Source organism: Arthrobacter sp. R-11, from assembly GCF_049913155.1.
Taxonomy (GTDB): Bacteria; Actinomycetota; Actinomycetes; order Actinomycetales; family Micrococcaceae; genus Arthrobacter.
Genome location: NZ_CP183979.1, coordinates 172,928 through 196,575, shown reverse-complemented (window position 1 = coordinate 196,575; position 23,648 = coordinate 172,928). Strand labels below are relative to the sequence as shown.

Annotated in this window: 11 protein-coding genes and 6 rRNA genes; 4 read left to right on the top strand and 13 right to left on the bottom strand. The window is 61.1% G+C overall.

Annotation, left to right across the window (positions count from 1 at the left end; all coding sequences use genetic code 11):
• Positions 1–97 precede the first annotated feature (97 nt).
• From ACN9M4_RS00960 to lysS, 4 genes are all read right to left on the bottom strand, one after another.
• Entirely contained in the window at positions 98–2,590 is a 2,493-nt protein-coding gene (locus tag ACN9M4_RS00960) for an ATP-dependent Clp protease ATP-binding subunit (RefSeq protein ID WP_426301486.1), read from the bottom strand.
• Between the two features lie 311 nt (positions 2,591–2,901).
• Positions 2,902–3,228, bottom strand: coding sequence for a histone-like nucleoid-structuring protein Lsr2 (locus ACN9M4_RS00955; protein WP_426301484.1), 327 nt, complete (start codon positions 3,226–3,228; stop codon positions 2,902–2,904).
• Positions 3,229–3,352: 124 nt separating this feature from the next.
• Positions 3,353–3,529, bottom strand: coding sequence for a hypothetical protein (locus ACN9M4_RS00950; RefSeq protein WP_426301482.1), 177 nt, complete (start codon positions 3,527–3,529; stop codon positions 3,353–3,355).
• A gap of 2 nt (positions 3,530–3,531) precedes the next feature.
• Positions 3,532–5,049, bottom strand: coding sequence for a lysine--tRNA ligase (lysS, locus tag ACN9M4_RS00945; RefSeq protein ID WP_426301481.1), 1,518 nt, complete (start codon positions 5,047–5,049; stop codon positions 3,532–3,534).
• A gap of 81 nt (positions 5,050–5,130) precedes the next feature.
• Here lysS and ACN9M4_RS00940 point away from each other — a divergent pair, with 81 nt between their 5' ends.
• A complete protein-coding gene (locus ACN9M4_RS00940) occupies positions 5,131–5,985 on the top strand; it encodes an alpha/beta hydrolase (protein WP_426301479.1) in 855 nt (284 codons plus the stop codon).
• A gap of 61 nt (positions 5,986–6,046) precedes the next feature.
• Positions 6,047–6,880 carry an alpha/beta fold hydrolase gene (locus ACN9M4_RS00935; RefSeq protein WP_426301477.1) on the top strand — a complete coding sequence of 278 codons (834 nt, stop codon included), beginning with the start codon at positions 6,047–6,049 and terminating at the stop codon, positions 6,878–6,880.
• A 93-nt stretch (positions 6,881–6,973) separates the two neighbouring features.
• On the opposite strand, the gene rrf (ACN9M4_RS00930) is transcribed toward ACN9M4_RS00935, so the two are convergent.
• The 3 genes from rrf (ACN9M4_RS00930) to ACN9M4_RS00920 form a co-directional block, all read right to left on the bottom strand.
• Positions 6,974–7,090: ribosomal RNA gene (gene rrf / locus ACN9M4_RS00930) — 5S ribosomal RNA — on the bottom strand.
• Positions 7,091–7,245: 155 nt separating this feature from the next.
• Positions 7,246–10,379: ribosomal RNA gene (locus tag ACN9M4_RS00925) — 23S ribosomal RNA — on the bottom strand.
• 472 nt (positions 10,380–10,851) lie between these two features.
• Positions 10,852–12,376: ribosomal RNA gene (locus tag ACN9M4_RS00920) — 16S ribosomal RNA — on the bottom strand.
• The 16S, 23S and 5S rRNA genes sit together here, the layout of an rRNA operon.
• A 529-nt stretch (positions 12,377–12,905) precedes the next feature.
• On the opposite strand from ACN9M4_RS00920, the gene ACN9M4_RS00915 reads away from it, so the two are divergent.
• Positions 12,906–13,325 (top strand): YciI family protein, encoded by a 420-nt coding sequence (locus ACN9M4_RS00915; protein ID WP_426301475.1) that lies wholly within the window; start codon positions 12,906–12,908, stop codon positions 13,323–13,325.
• A 52-nt stretch (positions 13,326–13,377) separates the two neighbouring features.
• Positions 13,378–14,577, top strand: coding sequence for an RNA polymerase sigma factor (locus ACN9M4_RS00910; RefSeq protein WP_426303355.1), 1,200 nt, complete (start codon positions 13,378–13,380; stop codon positions 14,575–14,577).
• A gap of 28 nt (positions 14,578–14,605) precedes the next feature.
• Here the strand turns inward: ACN9M4_RS00910 and ACN9M4_RS00905 are convergent, their stop codons facing one another.
• From ACN9M4_RS00905 to panC, 6 genes are all read right to left on the bottom strand, one after another.
• Positions 14,606–14,947 (bottom strand): YciI family protein, encoded by a 342-nt coding sequence (locus ACN9M4_RS00905; protein WP_426301473.1) that lies wholly within the window; start codon positions 14,945–14,947, stop codon positions 14,606–14,608.
• A gap of 141 nt (positions 14,948–15,088) precedes the next feature.
• Positions 15,089–15,205: ribosomal RNA gene (rrf, locus tag ACN9M4_RS00900) — 5S ribosomal RNA — on the bottom strand.
• 155 nt (positions 15,206–15,360) lie between these two features.
• Positions 15,361–18,494: ribosomal RNA gene (locus tag ACN9M4_RS00895) — 23S ribosomal RNA — on the bottom strand.
• 474 nt (positions 18,495–18,968) lie between these two features.
• Positions 18,969–20,493, bottom strand: a 16S ribosomal RNA gene (locus ACN9M4_RS00890).
• Between the two features lie 674 nt (positions 20,494–21,167).
• Positions 21,168–22,610 carry a DHA2 family efflux MFS transporter permease subunit gene (locus ACN9M4_RS00885; protein ID WP_426301471.1) on the bottom strand — a complete coding sequence of 481 codons (1,443 nt, stop codon included), beginning with the start codon at positions 22,608–22,610 and terminating at the stop codon, positions 21,168–21,170.
• A 134-nt stretch (positions 22,611–22,744) separates the two neighbouring features.
• Positions 22,745–23,647 (bottom strand): pantoate--beta-alanine ligase, encoded by a 903-nt coding sequence (panC, locus tag ACN9M4_RS00880; protein ID WP_426301469.1) that lies wholly within the window; start codon positions 23,645–23,647, stop codon positions 22,745–22,747.
• Position 23,648: the final 1 nt, after the last annotated feature.

Here is a 23,648-nt window from a genome sequence, read left to right as displayed (position 1 = left end):
GACATCGGACCTCCTGGCGCCCGGCTCGCGGAGCCTGGCAAACGCAAAGGACCCCCGTTCCATGAACGGGGGTCCTTTGCGTCAGTTTGCGCTGCGGCTAGGCGCTCGGCGCGATCTCAGGGATGCGCGGCTTGGCGTTGCCGGCGAAGGTGAACTTTGCCTCGTCGCCTTCGCCTTCCACGTCCACCACCACGATGTCGCCCTGGTGCAGTTCGCCGAACAGGATCTTCTCGGACAGCTGGTCCTCGATCTCGCGCTGGATGGTCCGGCGCAGCGGCCGGGCGCCCATGGCGGGATCGTAGCCACGCGTGGCCAGGAGAACCTTGGCGGCCGTGGTGAGCTCGATGCCCATGTCCTTGTCCTTGAGGCGACGCTCCAGGCGCGTGACGAACATGTCCACGATCTCGATGATCTCGTCCTGCGTCAGCTGCGGGAACACCACGACGTCGTCAACACGGTTCAGGAACTCGGGGCGGAAGTGCTGCTTGAGCTCCTCCGTGACCCGGGCCCGCATCCGGATGTAGCCGGTCTGGGTGTCCGTGCCGGACTGGAAGCCGGTGGCGACGCTCTTGGAGATGTCGCGGGTACCGAGGTTCGTGGTCATGATGATCACGGTGTTCTTGAAGTCCACCACGCGGCCCTGGGAGTCGGTCAGACGGCCGTCTTCCAGGATCTGCAGCAGCGAGTTGAAGAGGTCCGCGTGGGCCTTTTCCACTTCGTCGAACAGCACCACGGAGAACGGACGACGGCGGACCTTCTCGGTCAGCTGGCCGCCTTCTTCGTAGCCAACGTAGCCCGGAGGGGCACCGAAGAGCCGCGACACCGTGTGCTTCTCGGAGTACTCGGACATGTCCAGGGTGATGAGGGCGTCCTCTTCACCGAACAGGAATTCCGCGAGCGCCTTGGCCAGTTCGGTCTTGCCGACGCCGGTGGGGCCGGCGAAGATGAACGAACCGCCCGGACGCTTGGGGTCCTTCAGGCCCGCACGGGTGCGGCGGATCGCCTGGGAGAGGGCCTTGATGGCTTCGTCCTGGCCGACAACGCGCTTGTGCAGCTCTTCTTCCATCTTGAGCAGGCGGCTGGACTCTTCCTCGGTGAGCTTGAAGACCGGGATGCCCGTGGAGTTCGCCAGGACTTCCGCGATGAGGTCTTCGTCCACTTCAGAGACGTCGTCCATGCCGCCGGACTTCCAGTTGCGCTCCTTCTCGGCACGCTCCGCGATGAGCTTCTGCTCCTTGTCGCGCAGCGAAGCGGCACCTTCGAAGTCCTGGGCGTCGATCGCCGATTCCTTCTCGAGCTTCACCTCGGCGATCCGCTCGTCCATGGCCTTCAGCTCCGGTGGGGCGGTCATGCGGCGGATGCGCAGCCGGGCGCCGGCTTCGTCGATCAGGTCGATCGCCTTGTCCGGCAGGAAGCGGTCCGAGATGTAGCGCTCGGCGAGCTGGGCGGCCGAGGCGAGGGCGCCGTCGGTGATGGTCACACGGTGGTGCGCCTCGTAGCGGTCACGCAGGCCCTTGAGGATCTCGATTGCGTGCGCAACGGAGGGTTCCTTGACCTGGATCGGCTGGAAGCGGCGCTCCAAGGCGGCGTCCTTCTCGATGTGCTTGCGGTATTCGTCCAGCGTCGTGGCACCAATGGTCTGGAGTTCACCGCGGGCCAGCATCGGCTTCAGGATGGAGGCGGCGTCGATGGCACCTTCGGCAGCACCCGCACCTACGAGCGTGTGGATCTCGTCGATGAACAGGATGATGTCGCCACGGGTCCGGATTTCCTTGAGGACCTTCTTCAGGCGCTCTTCGAAGTCACCGCGGTAGCGGGAACCAGCGACCAGGGACCCGAGGTCCAGGGTGTAGAGCTGCTTGTCCTTGATGGTCTCCGGGACGTCGCCGCGGACGATCGCCTGGGCCAGGCCTTCGACGACGGCGGTCTTGCCGACACCGGGCTCGCCGATCAGTACCGGGTTGTTCTTGGTGCGGCGGGAGAGGACCTGCATGACGCGTTCCATCTCCTGCTCGCGGCCGATCACGGGATCGAGCTTGTTTTCGCGGGCAGCCTGCGTCAGGTTGCGGCCGAACTGGTCGAGCACCACCGAGCCGGCCGGGGTGCCTTCCTGCTGTCCCGGGCCTGCGCCTGTTCCGGCCGCTTCCTTGCCCTGGTAGCCGGAGAGCAGCTGGATGACCTGCTGGCGGACGCGGTTCAGGTCCGCGCCAAGCTTGACCAGCACCTGCGCGGCAACACCCTCGCCCTCACGGATGAGGCCGAGGAGGATGTGCTCGGTGCCGATGTAGTTGTGGCCGAGCTGGAGGGCTTCGCGCAGCGACAGCTCCAGCACCTTCTTGGCACGCGGGGTAAAGGGGATGTGGCCGGAGGGCGCCTGCTGGCCCTGGCCGATGATCTCCTGGACCTGCTCCCGGACACCGTCGAGCGAAATGCTCAGGGACTCAAGCGCCTTGGCAGCAACGCCTTCACCCTCGTGGATCAGACCCAGGAGGATGTGCTCGGTACCGATGTAGTTGTGGTTGAGCATGCGTGCCTCTTCCTGGGCAAGCACAACAACGCGACGGGCACGGTCCGTAAATCTCTCAAACATTTCGCCACACTCCTAGCTACGACGTACTTTGATGCTACGTGGCGCGGCAAGGATTTTGGGGCGTGTTCGCCACAGGGGAAACAGGGAGGGCGCAGGGAATACTTTCCCTACGCCCTGCGCTGCATCTCGGACGAACCCCGGCCCCGCCGCGGCGGCTCGCTCCCCCTGCGGGGAGCGCCGCCTGCCGGCAGCCGCGCCGGTCGCCCCACCGCAATTCGAATTCCCCCATGGTTTTCGAGGTGGCGGATAAACCGGCAATTCATCCTGTTTCGGATCCTGGAACCCGGCGAAACCGGAATCCTGCGGATTCGCTAGGAATTTGCCTTCTGGTATGCTTCCTGAATTTCCGCCTGGATGCGTCCGCGGCTGTTTACCGTGTATCCGTTATCGCGCGCCCATTGACGGATCTGCGCCGAATCCTGGTTCCTTCCTGCGGATGCCCTGCTGCGGACTGCGCGTCCCGTGGACGTTTTACGGGCTTTCGCGACAAAAGGCTCCAGGGCGCCGCGCAGCTTTGACGCGTTTACCGTGGACAGGTCCATCTCGTAGCTGACTCCGTCGAGCGCAAACCGGACGGTTTCGTCGGCTTCGCCCTCGTCCAGGTCGTCGACGAGGATGATTTTGACTTTCTGTGCCATTGAAAAGACTCTCTTCGGGGGATGGGGGATGCAGTTTTATGTCCTGCTAATTAAAGATTATCGTCCAGCGTGCCACAGGACGTCAAAGACATAAACAATTTCCGCGGGTCCCACCCGAAAGAGGCTATTTAGCGGGAGTCGGACCGCCGTCGGGAGATGCCATATTTCCGGCGCCCGCCTCCCTCTGGGCGCGGGCTTCTGCCTGCCGTTCCGCTTTGTCCGCGTTGAAGATGGACTTCATGGCAAACCAGAAAAGCAGCCCCACTACAACGGAGGGCGCAAGGACGGCGATATATTCCATGATCAGTGGCCTTCGGGCTTGAGGAGGGGGAACAGGATGGTCTCGCGGATTCCGGCTCCGGTGAAGAGCATCACCAGGCGGTCAATGCCGAGGCCGATTCCGCCCATCGGCGGCGCGCCGTACTCGAGGGCCCGCAGGAAGTCCTCATCGAGCTGCATTGCCTCCACGTCGCCAGCCGCGGAGCGGCGAGACTGCTCGGTGAGGCGTTCGCGCTGGATGACGGGGTCGATCAGCTCGGAGAATGCGGTGCCTCGCTCCATGCCGCCGATGATCAGGTCCCAGGCTTCGATCAGCCGGCCGTCCTCGCGGTGCGGGCGGGCCAGCGGCTGGGCCGACGGCGGGTAGTTGTACACGAAGGTGGGATTCAACAGGGTCGGCTCGACGATTTCGCCGAACAATTCGACCGCGAGCTTCTCGGCGTCCCACTTCGGGTCCACCTTGACTTCGTGCTTGGCGGCAATCTCGCGGAGTTCTTCCACCGTGGTGTCCGGGGTGATTTCCACGCCCACGGCCTCGGACAGGCCCGGGTAGACGGCAAGCCAGGCCCATTCGCCATCGAGGTTGATCTCGCCGGCCTCGGTCTGGATAGTGCGGGTGCCCACGACGTCGGCGACGTTGAGGACGATTTCCTTCATCCGCTCGGCCATGACGAACTGGTCTGCCCAGGCTTCGTAGCATTCCAGGGTGGTGAATTCCGGGCTGTGCGTGGAATCGACGCCTTCGTTGCGGAACACGCGGCCCATGTCGTAGACACGGTCGATGCCACCCACCACTGCGCGCTTGAGGAAGAGTTCCGTGGCGATGCGCAGGGTCATCTTCTGGTCGAAGGCGTTCATGTGGGTTTCGAACGGGCGGGCGGTGGCGCCGCCGTGGACCAGCTGCAGGATCGGGGTCTCCACCTCGACGTAGCCGTGGCGGTCCAGGGTGTCGCGGACGGAACGGGTGATCGCCGCGCGGGTGTAGACCATCTCGCGGGCTTCGTCGCGGACCATGAGGTCCACGTAGCGCTGGCGGACCCGGGTCTCCTCGTTCAGCCCGGCGTGCAGCACTGGCAGCGGGCGCAGGGCCTTGGACGCCATGGACCAGGAATCGGCCATGACAGAGAGCTCGCCGCGGCGTGAGGAGATGACTTCGCCCGTGATGAAGACGTGGTCGCCGAGGTCCACGAGGGCCTTCCAGTCGGCCAGGCCTTCTTCGCCGATGTTCGCCAGGCTGAGCATCGCCTGGAGGCGGACGCCCTTGCCGTCCACGCCGCCTTCCTGGAGCGTGGCAAAACACAGCTTGCCGGTGTTGCGGATGAACACGACGCGGCCGGTGATTCCCACGGTGTCCCCGGTGGTCTCGTCAGCCTGGAGGTGTCCGTACTTTTCGCGGACCTCCGCGAGCGAATGGGTCCGCTCAACACCCACCGGGTAGGCTTCGCCGCCGCGCTCGATCAGCTTGTTCCGCTTCTCCATGCGGATGCGCATCTGTTCGCTTGCGTCTGCGGGCTCTGTGGAGGGGGTGTTTTCTGAAGTCACAAGGCTTAATTCTAGCGGAGCCGGGAACCTCGGGCCGCGGACCGTCCGGCGCGGAGGCGGCCGCCATCTAGACTGTCCCAAATGGAGGAACGCACCCTGGAAACCGACGACGGCGGACGGCTGGCACTCTACAGCTACGGCACCGCCGGGGCGCCTCCGCAGCGGCGGGTCCTGGTGGTCGGCGGAGCCTTCCTGACGGCTTTGATCTACCGCCCGTTCGCGATGGCGCTGGCGTCCGGCCTGGGTGATGGATGGGCCGTTGACGTCTACGATAGGCGCGGCCGCGGACAATCCAGCGGACAACCTCGGGGATACTCCATGGCCACGGAAATCGCTGACGTCCGCACCGTGCTCGGCGCCACCGGAGGCCGGAGTATTTTCGGGCACAGCCTCGGCGGGTCCGTGGTACTCAATGCCGCCGCGGAGTTCGCCGGTACGGAGCATGAGGCCTCGAAACTTGCAGTGTACGATGCCGCCGTCAACATCGAGGGAAGCATCAACCCTTCCTGGCTTTCCGGCTTCGAGGAAGCGCTCAACGCCGGCCGGCCGGACCTGGCAATGGCCCGTGCCAAGAAAGGCCTGGCCCCGGGGAGCCCACTCGCGCGGGTCCCGGAACCGGTGCTGGCAGCGCTCATGGCCGTCGTTTCCCGGACCGGGGTCAACCGCCTGTTCCGCGAACTCATGCCCACCGCCGTCGGCGAACTGAAGGCCGCCATGGAGGAGCCGCTCAGCGCGGCAGACTTCTCCGGGCTGCCGGCCGGCACCTGCTTCCTGGTGGGCGCAAAGAGCCCCGACTACTACAAGGTCACCGCCACACGCCTCCACGCGGCAGTTCCGGGCAGCGAGCTCAAACTCTCGCCGAAGTGTGAACACGGTTCGGTCCCTGCCGCGGTGAAGGAACTCGTCTCGGACATTGCCGGCTACTTCCGGGCGTAGGCGGCAACGGCGGCTGCGTTGCGTACTGTCAGCGTTCAGGTAGCTCCGTTAGGCTCAAGCCATGACGAGCGAGAAGATCACCACCCCCGACGGCGCGACCCTTGAGGTCTTCACCACTGGCGGCGAAGCAGGCTCAAAGGGCAACGGCGTCGTCGTTGTGCCGGCTTCGATGGTGACCGCCGCGGACTACACGAAATTCGCGCAGAAACTCAGCGCGGCGCTCGGCCGGCCCGTGCACACCTTCAACCGCCGCGGCCGAGGCGCCTCTTCACCGCAGCCGCGGGACTACACCCTCGACGTCGACATCCGGGACCTCGCCGCCGTCATGGAGCACACCGGGAGCACGGATGTCTTCGGGCACAGCTTCGGCGGCGCCGTCGCGCTGCACGCGGCGCGGACACTGCCGGTGGAACGTCTGGCGGTGTACGACCCGGCTGTATCGGTCAACCACAGCGTCAAGGCCGATTGGACGGCCGAATATGAACGTGCGACGGCGGCGGGAGACTTCGACCGCGGGCTCGCCGTCCTGGTGAAGGGTGTGGAGACCGGGGGCGCCTTCTCGCGGATGCCGCTGTCCATGCTCACGCTCGCCAACAAGCTGACCGCCGGGACGCCCATGGGCAAGCAGATGCGGGAACTGATGCAGGCCGGGGTCCGCGAAATCAAGGCTGTCATCGCCGCGGATATGCCTGCCGAGCCCTTCCTCGACCTTCCGCTTGAAACCCTTATCGTGGTGGGCGAAAAGAGCCCCGCCTACTTCGGGGTGGCTTGCGGCCAGATCCACGACGTCCTGTCCGGTTCCAGCTACACCATCCTTCCCGGCTACGGGCATGACGGCGCCAACCGGGCACCGGACAGGCTCATCTCCGAACTGGCAGCGTTCTTCGCCGGCTGAGCCCGGTTCGCGTGGGCGGGGACGGCCCTGTTTGTGGGTTAAATGCGGGAGGCCCCCGAAGGTGTTCTTCGGGGGCCTCGACCTGTAATGGTTGTCCGGCGGTGTCCTACTCTCCCACACCCTCCCGGGTGCAGTACCATCGGCGCTGTGGGTCTTAGCTTCCGGGTTCGGAATGGGACCGGGCGTTTCCCCCACGCTATGACCGCCGTAACCTTGTTACCCGTCCCCGCGTGTGTGCGGGGTGGGAAGACTGTTGGTTACCAGGTGTTGCTGGTTGTATTCGGTTGTCCGGTGGTGTGCCGGTTTGGTTCCTGGGTTGTTGTCCGGGAACCACATAGTGGACGCATAGCTTTTGATGTTTTTGTGTGGTGTAAGTTGTCGGCCTATTAGTACCGGTCGGCTTCGACAGTCGTTGGTCCTGTCTTCCACGTCCGGCCTATCAACCCAGTGGTCTGGCTGGGGGCCTCTCACACACGAGGTGCATGGAAATCTCATCTTGAAGCGAGCTTCCCGCTTAGATGCTTTCAGCGGTTATCCCATCCGAACGTAGCTAATCAGCGGTGCACTTGGCAGTACAACTGACACACCAGAGGTTCGTCCGTCCCGGTCCTCTCGTACTAAGGACAGCCCTTCTCAAATTTCCTGCGCGCGCAGCGGATAGGGACCGAACTGTCTCACGACGTTCTAAACCCAGCTCGCGTACCGCTTTAATGGGCGAACAGCCCAACCCTTGGGACCTACTCCAGCCCCAGGATGCGACGAGCCGACATCGAGGTGCCAAACCATGCCGTCGATATGGACTCTTGGGCAAGATCAGCCTGTTATCCCCGAGGTACCTTTTATCCGTTGAGCGACGGCCATTCCACAATGTACCGCCGGATCACTAGTCCCGACTTTCGTCCCTGCTTGAGATGTCTCTCTCACAGTCAAGCTCCCTTGTGCACTTACACTCGACACCTGATTGCCAACCAGGCTGAGGGAACCTTTGGGCGCCTCCGTTACTTTTTAGGAGGCAACCGCCCCAGTTAAACTACCCATCAGGCACTGTCCCTGACCCGGATCACGGGCCGAAGTTAGATGTCCAAAGTGACCAGAGTGGTATTTCAACGATGACTCCACCCGAACTGGCGTCCGGGCTTCACAGTCTCCCACCTATCCTACACAAGCCACTCCGAACACCAATACCAAACTATAGTAAAGGTCTCGGGGTCTTTCCGTCCTGCTGCGCGTAACGAGCATCTTTACTCGTACTGCAATTTCGCCGAGTTTATGGTTGAGACAGCGGGGAAGTCGTTACTCCATTCGTGCAGGTCGGAACTTACCCGACAAGGAATTTCGCTACCTTAGGATGGTTATAGTTACCACCGCCGTTTACTGGGGCTTGAATTCTCAGCTTCGCTCCGAAGAGCTAACCGGTCCTCTTAACCTTCCAGCACCGGGCAGGAGTCAGTCCGTATACATCGTCTTGCGACTTCGCACGGACCTGTGTTTTTAGTAAACAGTCGCTTCCCCCTGGTCTCTGCGGCCCTTGCCCGCTCCACCCAGCAAGTGGGTCTCACGGTCCGGGCCCCCCTTCTCCCGAAGTTACGGGGGCATTTTGCCGAGTTCCTTAACCATAATTCTCTCGATCGCCTTGGTATTCTCTACCTGATCACCTGTGTCGGTTTGGGGTACGGGCAGCTGGAACCTCGCGCCGATGCTTTTCTAGGCAGCATAGGATCACCGGATCCCCCCATGCGGGGGTCCCATCAGATCTCAGCCTGCATGTTCCACGGATTTGCCTATGGAACGGCCTACGTCCTTAGACCGGGGCAACCATCGCCCGGCCCGGCTACCTTCCTGCGTCACACCTGTTAATACGCTTACCTCCCGGGATCAGGTCCCGCGCTCCACCAAAACCCACACACCCAAAGGGTGATAGGGCAGGTTTCGGGCGGTTAGTATCCCCCGCTTGGTATGGGCGGTTCTTCGCCGGTACGGGAATATCAACCCGTTGTCCATCGACTACGCCTGTCGGCCTCGCCTTAGGTCCCGACTTACCCAGGGCAGATTAGCTTGACCCTGGAACCCTTGATCATTCGGCGGACGGGTTTCTCACCCGTCTTTCGCTACTCATGCCTGCATTCTCACTCGTGTAGGCTCCACCACTGGTTCACACCGCAGCTTCACCGCCCACACGACGCTCCCCTACCCATCCACACCCCTGAACCACGAAGGCTAGGAACATGTGTGAATGCCACAACTTCGGCGGTGTACTTGAGCCCCGCTACATTGTCGGCGCGGAATCACTTGACCAGTGAGCTATTACGCACTCTTTCAAGGGTGGCTGCTTCTAAGCCAACCTCCTGGTTGTCTAAGCAACTCCACATCCTTTCCCACTTAGCACACGCTTAGGGGCCTTAGTTGGTGGTCTGGGCTGTTTCCCTCTCGACTATGAAGCTTATCCCCCACAGTCTCACTGCTGCGCTCTCACTTACCGGCATTCGGAGTTTGGCTGACGTCAGTAACCTTGTAGGGCCCATCGGCCATCCAGTAGCTCTACCTCCGGCAAGAAACACGCAACGCTGCACCTAAATGCATTTCGGGGAGAACCAGCTATCACGGAGTTTGATTGGCCTTTCACCCCTACCCACAGCTCATCCCCTCCATTTTCAACTGAAGTGGGTTCGGTCCTCCACGACGTCTTACCGTCGCTTCAACCTGGCCATGGGTAGATCACTCCGCTTCGGGTCTAGATCACGCCACTACACTCGCCCTGTTCAGACTCGCTTTCGCTACGGCTACCCCACACGGGTTAACCTCGCGACGTAACACTAACTCGCAGGCTCATTCTTCAAAAGGCACGCCATCACAACAACAAGGCTGCTCTGACGGATTGTAAGCACACGGTTTCAGGTACTGTTTCACTCCCCTCCCGGGGTACTTTTCACCTTTCCCTCACGGTACTGGTCCGCTATCGGTCATCAGGAAGTATTTAGGCTTATCAGGTGGTCCTGACAGATTCACACGGGATTTCTCGGGCCCCGTGCTACTTGGGAACACTCACCAGGGCGGCACAACACATTACGGCTACGGGACTCACACCCTCTCCGGCCGGCCTTTCAAAACCGTTCGCCTATGCACGCACACACACCCCGCCGGTCCGGCAGAACCAGCACGCAACTGCCCCACAACCCCGCCCACGCAACGCCCGCCGGCTATCACACATGGGTCGGTTTAGCCTGATCCGCGTTCGCTCGCCACTACTAACGGAATCACTGTTGTTTTCTCTTCCTGCGGGTACTGAGATGTTTCACTTCCCCGCGTTCCCCCCACGCACCCTATATATTCAGGTACGGGTCACACAATCACCGAAAACGGCGTTGTGCGGGGTTTCCCCATTCGGACATCCTGGGATCACCGCTCGGTTATCAACTCCCCCAGGCTTATCGCAGATTCCTACGTCCTTCATCGGCTCCTGATGCCAAGGCATCCACCGTGTGCCCTTAAAAACTTGACCACACAGATCAAAAAACTTCTAAACAAAATTGCTTACAAGATGCTCGCGTCCACTATGTAGTTCTCAAACAACAACCCCAACCCCCACACCCCACACACACAAACCATGCGCATGATCGGCAAGGACAGGAAAACCAGAAACCCCAGAACACCCCCACAAAAAAGGGGCGCCCCTGACGGGCCCGGCAACTCATCGTTGCAGGTCCTGTTGCCTCAGGACCCAACAGTGCACCAAACACAACCCACGACAGTCCGCACCCCGCAGCGTTCCCAACACCCACACCCCAAAAGGGCACAGACACCGTACTAACCACAGGACACAACCACCAAGGCCATGCCAAAACCAGTTTGATTCGTTGATATTCCACCCATGAGCACCCACCGCAGAACAGACGCCTGCGCAATGGGCTGTACTCCTGACCCCCGGACGGCGACCATGCAGCCACCACCACAAAAGGGCAGTTGCTCCTTAGAAAGGAGGTGATCCAGCCGCACCTTCCGGTACGGCTACCTTGTTACGACTTAGTCCCAATCGCCGGTCCCACCTTCGACGGCTCCCTCCCACAAGGGGTTAGGCCACCGGCTTCGGGTGTTACCAACTTTCGTGACTTGACGGGCGGTGTGTACAAGGCCCGGGAACGTATTCACCGCAGCGTTGCTGATCTGCGATTACTAGCGACTCCGACTTCATGGGGTCGAGTTGCAGACCCCAATCCGAACTGAGACCGGCTTTTTGGGATTAGCTCCACCTCACAGTATCGCAACCCATTGTACCGGCCATTGTAGCATGCGTGAAGCCCAAGACATAAGGGGCATGATGATTTGACGTCGTCCCCACCTTCCTCCGAGTTGACCCCGGCAGTCTCCCATGAGTCCCCGGCATAACCCGCTGGCAACATGGAACGAGGGTTGCGCTCGTTGCGGGACTTAACCCAACATCTCACGACACGAGCTGACGACAACCATGCACCACCTGTGAACCAGCCCCGAAGGGAAGCCCTGTTTCCAGGGCGGTCCGGTCCATGTCAAGCCTTGGTAAGGTTCTTCGCGTTGCATCGAATTAATCCGCATGCTCCGCCGCTTGTGCGGGCCCCCGTCAATTCCTTTGAGTTTTAGCCTTGCGGCCGTACTCCCCAGGCGGGGCACTTAATGCGTTAGCTACGGCGCGGAAAACGTGGAATGTCCCCCACACCTAGTGCCCAACGTTTACGGCATGGACTACCAGGGTATCTAATCCTGTTCGCTCCCCATGCTTTCGCTCCTCAGCGTCAGTTAATGCCCAGAGACCTGCCTTCGCCATCGGTGTTCCTCCTGATATCTGCGCATTTCACCGCTACACCAGGAATTCCAGTCTCCCCTACATCACTCTAGTCTGCCCGTACCCACTGCAGAACCGGAGTTGAGCCCCGGTCTTTCACAGCAGACGCGACAAACCGCCTACGAGCTCTTTACGCCCAATAATTCCGGATAACGCTTGCGCCCTACGTATTACCGCGGCTGCTGGCACGTAGTTAGCCGGCGCTTCTTCTGCAGGTACCGTCACTTTCGCTTCTTCCCTACTGAAAGAGGTTTACAACCCGAAGGCCGTCATCCCTCACGCGGCGTCGCTGCATCAGGCTTGCGCCCATTGTGCAATATTCCCCACTGCTGCCTCCCGTAGGAGTCTGGGCCGTGTCTCAGTCCCAGTGTGGCCGGTCACCCTCTCAGGCCGGCTACCCGTCATCGCCTTGGTAGGCCATTACCCCACCAACAAGCTGATAGGCCGCGAGTCCATCCAAAACCACAAAAAGCTTTCCACCCCCCACCATGCGGTGAAAGGTCATATCCGGTATTAGACCCAGTTTCCCAGGCTTATCCCAGAGTCAAGGGCAGGTTACTCACGTGTTACTCACCCGTTCGCCACTAATCCCCGGTGCAAGCACCGGATCATCGTTCGACTTGCATGTGTTAAGCACGCCGCCAGCGTTCATCCTGAGCCAGGATCAAACTCTCCGTTGAAGTAAAACAAAAACAGACACAACACACCCAGGCCGGAAAAAGACCCGGACACGCTGCACAAAATTTGAAACCAGCTAAAAACCAGACCATCCACAGGGGCGGACAGCCCGGCAAATAACCAATTCATAAAAAATCGGTATCAACAAACTTGGCACACTATTGAGTTCTCAAACAACAGTTCCACAAACCGCAGGCCACACGACGCAGCAAAGTGCGTCACCAAAAGTGGCCGTCTAAGAAAGGGATTCTGCCGCCTTCCGGAACCTCCAAGCCTTTCAGCTCTTCCGTCCCTCTCGCGGCGACTCAGAAAACATTACACGGTTCCAGGAGGAGAGGCAAATCAGAACTCCCACCCCAAGATGCCCACCCGAAGGCGTCCGCAAACCCGCCCCGCAAGCCGCCCCACGCCGTCGGGCACCCGCCGTCGAGCGTGCGGAAAAATCCTGGGCAGGTGTCGATCTGCTCTGGTGCCGTTCGACCTATGGGTGAGAAGGTCGGAAGGCGACCTTCCGGAACCAAGGAGAACATCATGGCCAAGTACATGCTGATCATGCGTCCAACGGACGAGTCTTTCGCGGCGTTCGCGAACACGGACTTCGCCGAAATCATGGATGCCATGGGCAAGTTCAACGACGAACTGATTCGCGCCGGCGTGCTGCTCGCGGCGGAGGGACTGGACGACGCCAACGAAGGCGTGGTGGTGGACTTCACCGGAGACACCCCAGTGGTGACGGACGGCCCGTACGGTGAAACCAAGGAGCTGTTCGCCGGCTACTACATCCTCGACGTCGCCTCGAAGCAGGAAGCCGTCGAGTGGGCCAAACGGGCGCCCATGACAGCAGGCAGCAAGACAGAGATCCGTCGGGTGACCACCATCGACGAATTCCCGCAGGACAACAAGTGGATCCAGAAGGAGCGCGCCTGGCGCGAGCAGACCGGGCAGCTCTGATCCGCTCGTGAAAAACAGCGGGGCGCGGGGCGCCGTCGAGGCCGTCTGGCGGATGGAGTCCGCCCGGATCGTCGGCGCCCTGGCCCGCTACACGGGAGACTTTCCCCTGGCGGAAGACCTTGCCCAGGAAGCACTTGCCGAGGCGCTGGTGTCCTGGTCGGTCAACGGGGTTCCGGAGCAGCCTGCGGCCTGGCTGCTCACCACAGGACGGCGCCGCGCCATCGACACGTTCCGGCGCAGGTCGGCGCTCGATGAGCGCTATGCAGTCCTTGCCCGGGAGCTTTCCGAAGAACCCGGAGCCGATGAGCTGTTCAACTATGAGGCTATCGACGACGACGTCCTCGCCCTGATGTTCACTGCCTGCCATCCGGTGCTGTCCAAGGAAGCACGGATCGCCTTGACGCTGCGTGTGGTCGGCGGGTTGGGGAGCGAAGAGATTGCGAAGGCGTTCCTTGTGCCTGTTGCCACTATCCAGGCGCGGATCACCCGGGCCAAGAAGACACTGGCCGCCGCCGGGGTCCGGTTCGCGGTGCCCGAGGCCCACGAGCTGGACGAGCGGCTCGGTTCGGTCCTGCAGGTCATCTACCTGACCTTTACCGAGGGATCTTACGCATCCGGCGGTGAGGACTGGATCCGCAGCGGCCTCACGGACGAGTCCCGCCGCCTGGCCCGCATGATGGTCAAGCTGAAGCCCGAGCCGGAAGTATTCGGCCTCCTCGCGCTGCTGGAGCTTACCGCCGCCCGCTTCCCTGCAAGGACCGACGACGCCGGGCGGCCCGTGCTGCTCGAGGACCAGGACCGTCGGCGCTGGGACAGTTCGGCGATCCGACGGGGGCGGGCTGCACTCGAACGCGCAGCGGCCGCCGGACGCGGCTTCGGCGCCTACGGCCTGCAGGCAGCCATCGCCGAGTGCCATGCTGTAGCAGACTCCGTGGCCGCCACCGACTGGCCGCGGATCGTTGTCCTCTACGAGGCGCTCGGGCGGTTGGCGCCGTCGCCCATCATCGAACTCAATCACGCCGTTGCCGTCGCCATGGCCTCGGGGCCTGCCGCAGGGCTGGAACTGGTGGACTCGATAGCTGCCGGTGGCAAGCTTGCCGCTTCCCACCTGCTTCCTGCGGTCCGGGGTGAGCTGCTCGCCAGGCTGGGGCGCCGGGAGGAGGCGCGTGCAGCACTCCAAGATGCCATCAGGATGTGCGGGAACGGCGCCGAGCGCGCAGCCCTTGAAGCCAAAATCAGGAGGCTGCAATGAGCGCCTGAGATAGTCCTGGCTGGCCCCGTCAGCTGGCCGGGTCGTAGTGGAACTGCCGAACCTCCTGCCGGCAACGGCAGGCTGCAGCGATCTTCGCAGCCCACTCGAGTGCCGCCTCCCGCGAGGGCAACTCGAGAACGGTGTAGCCCCCGTTGGGCACCTTGTGGTCCGGGTAGGTTCCCTCGGCAACGGTGCCGTCACCGGCCACGAGCACTGGGGGTACTGTCGCATCGATCCCGCCGCCAAAGACGTAAACACCAGCCGCCTTGGCCTCCTCGATGACGGCATGCGAAGCTTCGACTACCGGCGCAAAGTCCTCCTCCGGGACCACCATGGCCTCAGCGGGGAACGAGATCAGATACTTAGTCATTCGAAGATTATGGCTCCGGACCCCGACAGGTGGTCAAGGTCGGAACGCGACCGGGCTGCCGTCCAGCAGACGGCCCTGTTTGTGGGTTAAATGCGGGAGGCCCCCGAAGGTGTTCTTCGGGGGCCTCGACCTGTAATGGTTGTCCGGCGGTGTCCTACTCTCCCACACCCTCCCGGGTGCAGTACCATCGGCGCTGTGGGTCTTAGCTTCCGGGTTCGGAATGGGACCGGGCGTTTCCCCCACGCTATGACCGCCGTAACCTTGTTACCCGTCCCCGCGTGTGTGCGGGGTGGGAAGACTGTTGGTTACCAGGTGTTGCTGGTTGTATTCGGTTGTCCGGTGGTGTGCCGGTTTGGTTCCTGGGTTGTTGTCCGGGAACCACATAGTGGACGCGTAGCTTTTGATGTTTTTGTGTGGTGTAAGTTGTCGGCCTATTAGTACCGGTCGGCTTCGACAGTCGTTGGTCCTGTCTTCCACGTCCGGCCTATCAACCCAGTGGTCTGGCTGGGGGCCTCTCACACACGAGGTGCATGGAAATCTCATCTTGAAGCGAGCTTCCCGCTTAGATGCTTTCAGCGGTTATCCCATCCGAACGTAGCTAATCAGCGGTGCACTTGGCAGTACAACTGACACACCAGAGGTTCGTCCGTCCCGGTCCTCTCGTACTAAGGACAGCCCTTCTCAAATTTCCTGCGCGCGCAGCGGATAGGGACCGAACTGTCTCACGACGTTCTAAACCCAGCTCGCGTACCGCTTTAATGGGCGAACAGCCCAACCCTTGGGACCTACTCCAGCCCCAGGATGCGACGAGCCGACATCGAGGTGCCAAACCATGCCGTCGATATGGACTCTTGGGCAAGATCAGCCTGTTATCCCCGAGGTACCTTTTATCCGTTGAGCGACGGCCATTCCACAATGTACCGCCGGATCACTAGTCCCGACTTTCGTCCCTGCTTGAGATGTCTCTCTCACAGTCAAGCTCCCTTGTGCACTTACACTCGACACCTGATTGCCAACCAGGCTGAGGGAACCTTTGGGCGCCTCCGTTACTTTTTAGGAGGCAACCGCCCCAGTTAAACTACCCATCAGGCACTGTCCCTGACCCGGATCACGGGCCGAAGTTAGATGTCCAAAGTGACCAGAGTGGTATTTCAACGATGACTCCACCCGAACTGGCGTCCGGGCTTCACAGTCTCCCACCTATCCTACACAAGCCACTCCGAACACCAATACCAAACTATAGTAAAGGTCTCGGGGTCTTTCCGTCCTGCTGCGCGTAACGAGCATCTTTACTCGTACTGCAATTTCGCCGAGTTTATGGTTGAGACAGCGGGGAAGTCGTTACTCCATTCGTGCAGGTCGGAACTTACCCGACAAGGAATTTCGCTACCTTAGGATGGTTATAGTTACCACCGCCGTTTACTGGGGCTTGAATTCTCAGCTTCGCTCCGAAGAGCTAACCGGTCCTCTTAACCTTCCAGCACCGGGCAGGAGTCAGTCCGTATACATCGTCTTGCGACTTCGCACGGACCTGTGTTTTTAGTAAACAGTCGCTTCCCCCTGGTCTCTGCGGCCCTTGCCCGCTCCACCCAGCAAGTGGGTCTCACGGTCCGGGCCCCCCTTCTCCCGAAGTTACGGGGGCATTTTGCCGAGTTCCTTAACCATAATTCTCTCGATCGCCTTGGTATTCTCTACCTGATCACCTGTGTCGGTTTGGGGTACGGGCAGCTGGAACCTCGCGCCGATGCTTTTCTAGGCAGCATAGGATCACCGGATCCCCCCATGCGGGGGTCCCATCAGATCTCAGCCTGCATGTTCCACGGATTTGCCTATGGAACGGCCTACGTCCTTAGACCGGGGCAACCATCGCCCGGCCCGGCTACCTTCCTGCGTCACACCTGTTAATACGCTTACCTCCCGGGATCAGGTCCCGCGCTCCACCAAAACCCACACACCCAAAGGGTGATAGGGCAGGTTTCGGGCGGTTAGTATCCCCCGCTTGGTATGGGCGGTTCTTCGCCGGTACGGGAATATCAACCCGTTGTCCATCGACTACGCCTGTCGGCCTCGCCTTAGGTCCCGACTTACCCAGGGCAGATTAGCTTGACCCTGGAACCCTTGATCATTCGGCGGACGGGTTTCTCACCCGTCTTTCGCTACTCATGCCTGCATTCTCACTCGTGTAGGCTCCACCACTGGTTCACACCGCAGCTTCACCGCCCACACGACGCTCCCCTACCCATCCACACCCCTGAACCACGAAGGCTAGGAACATGTGTGAATGCCACAACTTCGGCGGTGTACTTGAGCCCCGCTACATTGTCGGCGCGGAATCACTTGACCAGTGAGCTATTACGCACTCTTTCAAGGGTGGCTGCTTCTAAGCCAACCTCCTGGTTGTCTAAGCAACTCCACATCCTTTCCCACTTAGCACACGCTTAGGGGCCTTAGTTGGTGGTCTGGGCTGTTTCCCTCTCGACTATGAAGCTTATCCCCCACAGTCTCACTGCTGCGCTCTCACTTACCGGCATTCGGAGTTTGGCTGACGTCAGTAACCTTGTAGGGCCCATCGGCCATCCAGTAGCTCTACCTCCGGCAAGAAACACGCAACGCTGCACCTAAATGCATTTCGGGGAGAACCAGCTATCACGGAGTTTGATTGGCCTTTCACCCCTACCCACAGCTCATCCCCTCCATTTTCAACTGAAGTGGGTTCGGTCCTCCACGACGTCTTACCGTCGCTTCAACCTGGCCATGGGTAGATCACTCCGCTTCGGGTCTAGATCACGCCACTACACTCGCCCTGTTCAGACTCGCTTTCGCTACGGCTACCCCACACGGGTTAACCTCGCGACGTAACACTAACTCGCAGGCTCATTCTTCAAAAGGCACGCCATCACAACAACAAGGCTGCTCTGACGGATTGTAAGCACACGGTTTCAGGTACTGTTTCACTCCCCTCCCGGGGTACTTTTCACCTTTCCCTCACGGTACTGGTCCGCTATCGGTCATCAGGAAGTATTTAGGCTTATCAGGTGGTCCTGACAGATTCACACGGGATTTCTCGGGCCCCGTGCTACTTGGGAACACTCACCAGGGCGGCACAACACATTACGGCTACGGGACTCACACCCTCTCCGGCCGGCCTTTCAAAACCGTTCGCCTATGCACGCACACACACCCCGCCGGTCCGGCAGAACCAGCACGCAACTGCCCCACAACCCCGCCCACGCAACGCCCGCCGGCTATCACACATGGGTCGGTTTAGCCTGATCCGCGTTCGCTCGCCACTACTAACGGAATCACTGTTGTTTTCTCTTCCTGCGGGTACTGAGATGTTTCACTTCCCCGCGTTCCCCCCACGCACCCTATATATTCAGGTACGGGTCACACAATCACCGAAAACGGCGTTGTGCGGGGTTTCCCCATTCGGACATCCTGGGATCACCGCTCGGTTATCAACTCCCCCAGGCTTATCGCAGATTCCTACGTCCTTCATCGGCTCCTGATGCCAAGGCATCCACCGTGTGCCCTTAAAAACTTGACCACACAGATCAAAAAACTTCTAAACAAAATTGCTTACAAGATGCTCGCGTCCACTATGTAGTTCTCAAACAACAACCCCAACCCCCACACCCCACACACACAAACCATGCGCATGATCGGCAAGGACAGGAAAACCAGAAACCCCAGAACACCCCCACAAAAAAGGGGGGCACCCCTGACGGGCCCGGCAACTCATCGTTGCAGGTCCTGTTGCCTCAGGACCCAACAGTGCACCAAACACAACCCACGACAGTCCGCACCCCGCAGCGTTCCCAACACCCACACCCCAAAAGGGCACAGACACCGTACTAACCACAGGACACAACCACCAAGGCCATGCCAAAACCAGTTTGATTCGTTGATATTCCACCCATGAGCACCCACCGCAGAACAGACGCCTGCGCAATGGGCTGTACTCCTGACCCCCGGACGGCGACCATGCAGCCACCACCACAAAAGGGCAGTTGCTCCTTAGAAAGGAGGTGATCCAGCCGCACCTTCCGGTACGGCTACCTTGTTACGACTTAGTCCCAATCGCCGGTCCCACCTTCGACGGCTCCCTCCCACAAGGGGTTAGGCCACCGGCTTCGGGTGTTACCAACTTTCGTGACTTGACGGGCGGTGTGTACAAGGCCCGGGAACGTATTCACCGCAGCGTTGCTGATCTGCGATTACTAGCGACTCCGACTTCATGGGGTCGAGTTGCAGACCCCAATCCGAACTGAGACCGGCTTTTTGGGATTAGCTCCACCTCACAGTATCGCAACCCATTGTACCGGCCATTGTAGCATGCGTGAAGCCCAAGACATAAGGGGCATGATGATTTGACGTCGTCCCCACCTTCCTCCGAGTTGACCCCGGCAGTCTCCCATGAGTCCCCGGCATAACCCGCTGGCAACATGGAACGAGGGTTGCGCTCGTTGCGGGACTTAACCCAACATCTCACGACACGAGCTGACGACAACCATGCACCACCTGTGAACCAGCCCCGAAGGGAAGCCCTGTTTCCAGGGCGGTCCGGTCCATGTCAAGCCTTGGTAAGGTTCTTCGCGTTGCATCGAATTAATCCGCATGCTCCGCCGCTTGTGCGGGCCCCCGTCAATTCCTTTGAGTTTTAGCCTTGCGGCCGTACTCCCCAGGCGGGGCACTTAATGCGTTAGCTACGGCGCGGAAAACGTGGAATGTCCCCCACACCTAGTGCCCAACGTTTACGGCATGGACTACCAGGGTATCTAATCCTGTTCGCTCCCCATGCTTTCGCTCCTCAGCGTCAGTTAATGCCCAGAGACCTGCCTTCGCCATCGGTGTTCCTCCTGATATCTGCGCATTTCACCGCTACACCAGGAATTCCAGTCTCCCCTACATCACTCTAGTCTGCCCGTACCCACTGCAGAACCGGAGTTGAGCCCCGGTCTTTCACAGCAGACGCGACAAACCGCCTACGAGCTCTTTACGCCCAATAATTCCGGATAACGCTTGCGCCCTACGTATTACCGCGGCTGCTGGCACGTAGTTAGCCGGCGCTTCTTCTGCAGGTACCGTCACTTTCGCTTCTTCCCTACTGAAAGAGGTTTACAACCCGAAGGCCGTCATCCCTCACGCGGCGTCGCTGCATCAGGCTTGCGCCCATTGTGCAATATTCCCCACTGCTGCCTCCCGTAGGAGTCTGGGCCGTGTCTCAGTCCCAGTGTGGCCGGTCACCCTCTCAGGCCGGCTACCCGTCATCGCCTTGGTAGGCCATTACCCCACCAACAAGCTGATAGGCCGCGAGTCCATCCAAAACCACAAAAAGCTTTCCACCCCCCACCATGCGGTGAAAGGTCATATCCGGTATTAGACCCAGTTTCCCAGGCTTATCCCAGAGTCAAGGGCAGGTTACTCACGTGTTACTCACCCGTTCGCCACTAATCCCCGGTGCAAGCACCGGATCATCGTTCGACTTGCATGTGTTAAGCACGCCGCCAGCGTTCATCCTGAGCCAGGATCAAACTCTCCGTTGAAGTAAAACAAAAACAGACACAACACACCCGGGCCGGAAAAAGACCCGGACACGCTGCACAAAATTTGAAACCAGCTAAAAACCAGACCATCCACAGGGGCGGACAGCCCGGCAAATAACCAATTCATAAAAAATCGGTATCAACAAACTTGGCACACTATTGAGTTCTCAAACAACAGACACACCCGGCACCACCCAAACCAAACATTCAGGATCGCTCCGGAGCAACTTTTCAAACTTACCAGACCGGCACTCCCGCCGCAACTTCCGGATTCGGAAACCATACGGGACAAACCAGTCAGGAACTCCCGGAGCCGCACCCGGACGCGGTAAAGCGAACCAGTAATTGGCTTCCGTTTGAAAGGGAGTCTGTCGCAATTTTTCCGCTTCAGCGGCGGCGACTCAGAAAACATTACACGCCCCGACGGCACCCGGGCAAATCAGGTTTCCACCCGCTCCGCACCCCCGTAATCCCACGGAAACCCGGGAAAAACCGCCCCTCTCGGGCCCGGTCCAGGCCGAAAGACGCTCGTATGAGGCCGCTCACATCCGCGGGCACCCACATCAACGGACACCCGCTCAACGGGCACTCGGCCAGGAACACGCAAACGGCGCCGCGCCACGGGTTGGTGATGCGGCGCCGTCGGGCAGTGCTCGGAGGGTGGGGCTGGGCGCTTAGTGTCCCGCTGCCCCTTCGGTCTTGCGCATCATCGCGGAGAGCACCACGGCGATGACGGCAATGACTGCGGCTGTCAGGAACGCCGCCTGCATGCCGGCCACGATTCCGGACGCCGCGGACACGACCGCGAAGATGGAAATCAGCAGTGCGGTGCCCGCTGCACCGGCCACCTGCTGCAGGGTGCTCATGATGGCCGAACCGTGCGAGTACAGGTGCGGCGGCAGCGGGTTCAGTCCGGTGGTGAACGCCGGAGTGAACAGCAGCGCCAGGCCGAAGCTCAGCAGGACGTGCAGGACAACCACCCACCAGACCTCGCTGGACTGGTTCAGGGCGCTGAACTGCCACAAGGTGAGCACCATCAGGACCGAGCCCGTGACGGTGAGAGGCAGGGGCCCTACCTTGTCGAAGATCCGGCCGATGACCGGTCCCAGCATGCCCATGGCGAGGCCGCCGGGGAGCAATGCGAGGCCGGTTTCCATCGGCAGCAGGTGCAGCACGTTCTGCAGGTACAGCGGCAGCAGGATGACTCCGCCGAAGAGCGCCATCATGGCGACCACCATGAGCAGGGTGGACACCGTGAACATGCGGAAGTTGAAGGCGCGCAGGTCCAGCAGCGGCGAATCTTCCTTCTGCAGCTTCAGCTGGCGGAACACGAACACGGCCAGACAGACCACGCCGACGGCGAGCGCGGCGAGGGGCACGGCCGTGGCTCCGCCGTTGCCGCCGATCTGGCTCAGGCCGTAAACCACTCCGCCGAAGGCCGGCACCGTGAGCAGCACGGACAGGAAATCGAGCTTGATGGAGCCCTGCTCGCCGATGTTGCTCAGGTAGCGCGCGCCGATGCCCAGGGCGGCCAGGGCCACAGGCAGCACGAAGATGAACATGAACCGCCAGGAGAAGTGGTCCAGGATGATCCCGGACACGGTCGGGCCAAGGGCCGGGGCTACCGAGATCGCGATGGTCACGTTGCCCATGACGGCGCCGCGGCGAGACAGCGGAACCAGGGTCAGGATGGTGGTCATCAGCAGCGGCAGCATGATGGCCGTGCCGCTGGCCTGCACGATCCGCGCCAGCAGGAGCACCAGGAACCCCGGTGCCAGGGCGGCCAGCAGGGTGCCGCCGCTGAACAGGCCCATGGCCAGGAGGAAGGCCGCACGGGTAGTGAGGCGCTGCAGGATGAAGCCGGTGGTCGGAATGACAACGGCCATGGTCAGCATGAAGCCGGTGGACAACCACTGGACCGTGGGTGCGTCGATCGCGAGGTCGGTCATGAGCCGCTGCAGGGCGACGTTCATGATGGTTTCGTTGAGGATCACCACGAAAGTGGCGACGAGGAGCGTGACAATGACCGTGACGGATTCGCGCGGCATCTTGTCGACGGGAGTTGAAGTATTCTGCACGGGATTGCCGTGGGCATCGGACGTGATGTCGGTAGACAAGAGGGACCCCCCAAATGGGTGCATCGAGTGTGGAGTCGGCCGGAGATCAACCGGTGAAAACTGCAACAGTCTAGGACGCTGACGCATTCCCGTCAGCAGGAAACAGCAAAATTCCTCCGGCAGATGGACGAATTTCAGGAATCCAGCGGAATGTTGTCGATCAACCGGACCGGGCCCACGTTCGCGGCGATGATTGCCAGGCCTTCCCCGCGGAAGGGGGTGTCCTGGCAGTTCTCCGCGAGCGGCTCCAGCGTGCGCGGGTCCACGACGTCGAAATAGTCCAGCTCCACGAACGGCTGGGAGCGGACAAGCGCGACGGCGGAGGACAGGTCCAGCGGTTCGTGCGCGTTGGCGCGCTGCTCCAGCAGGCGCAGGGCACGGGAAAGGACCAGCGCGGCTTCGCGTTCCTCCGCGCTGAGGAAGCGGTTGCGGCTGGACAGTGCCAGCCCGTCCTCGGCACGCACCGTGGGTACGGCGACGATCTCAACGGGAAAGTTCAGGTCGGCCACCATGCGGCGGACGAGCGCCAGCTGCTGCGCGTCCTTCTGGCCGAAATAGGCCCGGTAGGCGGCAGCACCGCCGTCGGCCGCCGGACCGGCCGGAAGCCCGTAGTGCAGCAGCTTGGCGACCACAGTGAGCGCGCCGTCGAAATGGCCGGGGCGGGAGGCGCCCTCCCACTTTTCGCCCAGCGGGCCGGAGGTCACGCGGACCAGCGGCTGGCCGTCCGGGTAGACCTCCTCGACGGAGGGGGCGAACACCAGGTCCACGCCTTCGGCGTCGAGGAGTTCCATGTCCGCCTCGAGGGTGCGCGGGTAGCGGTCCAGGTCCACGGCGTCGCCGAACTGCAGCGGGTTCACGAAGATCGAGACCGCGGTGACGTCGTTCACGGCGACGGCGGTGCGCGCCAGGGTGGCGTGGCCGGAGTGCAGGGCGCCCATGGTGGGGACGAAACCAAGCGAGCTGCCGCCCTTTCCCTTGAGGAGCCGGGCGCCCTCGGCGCGCAGTTCCGCCGCGGTGGTGACGAGCTTGATTCCCATG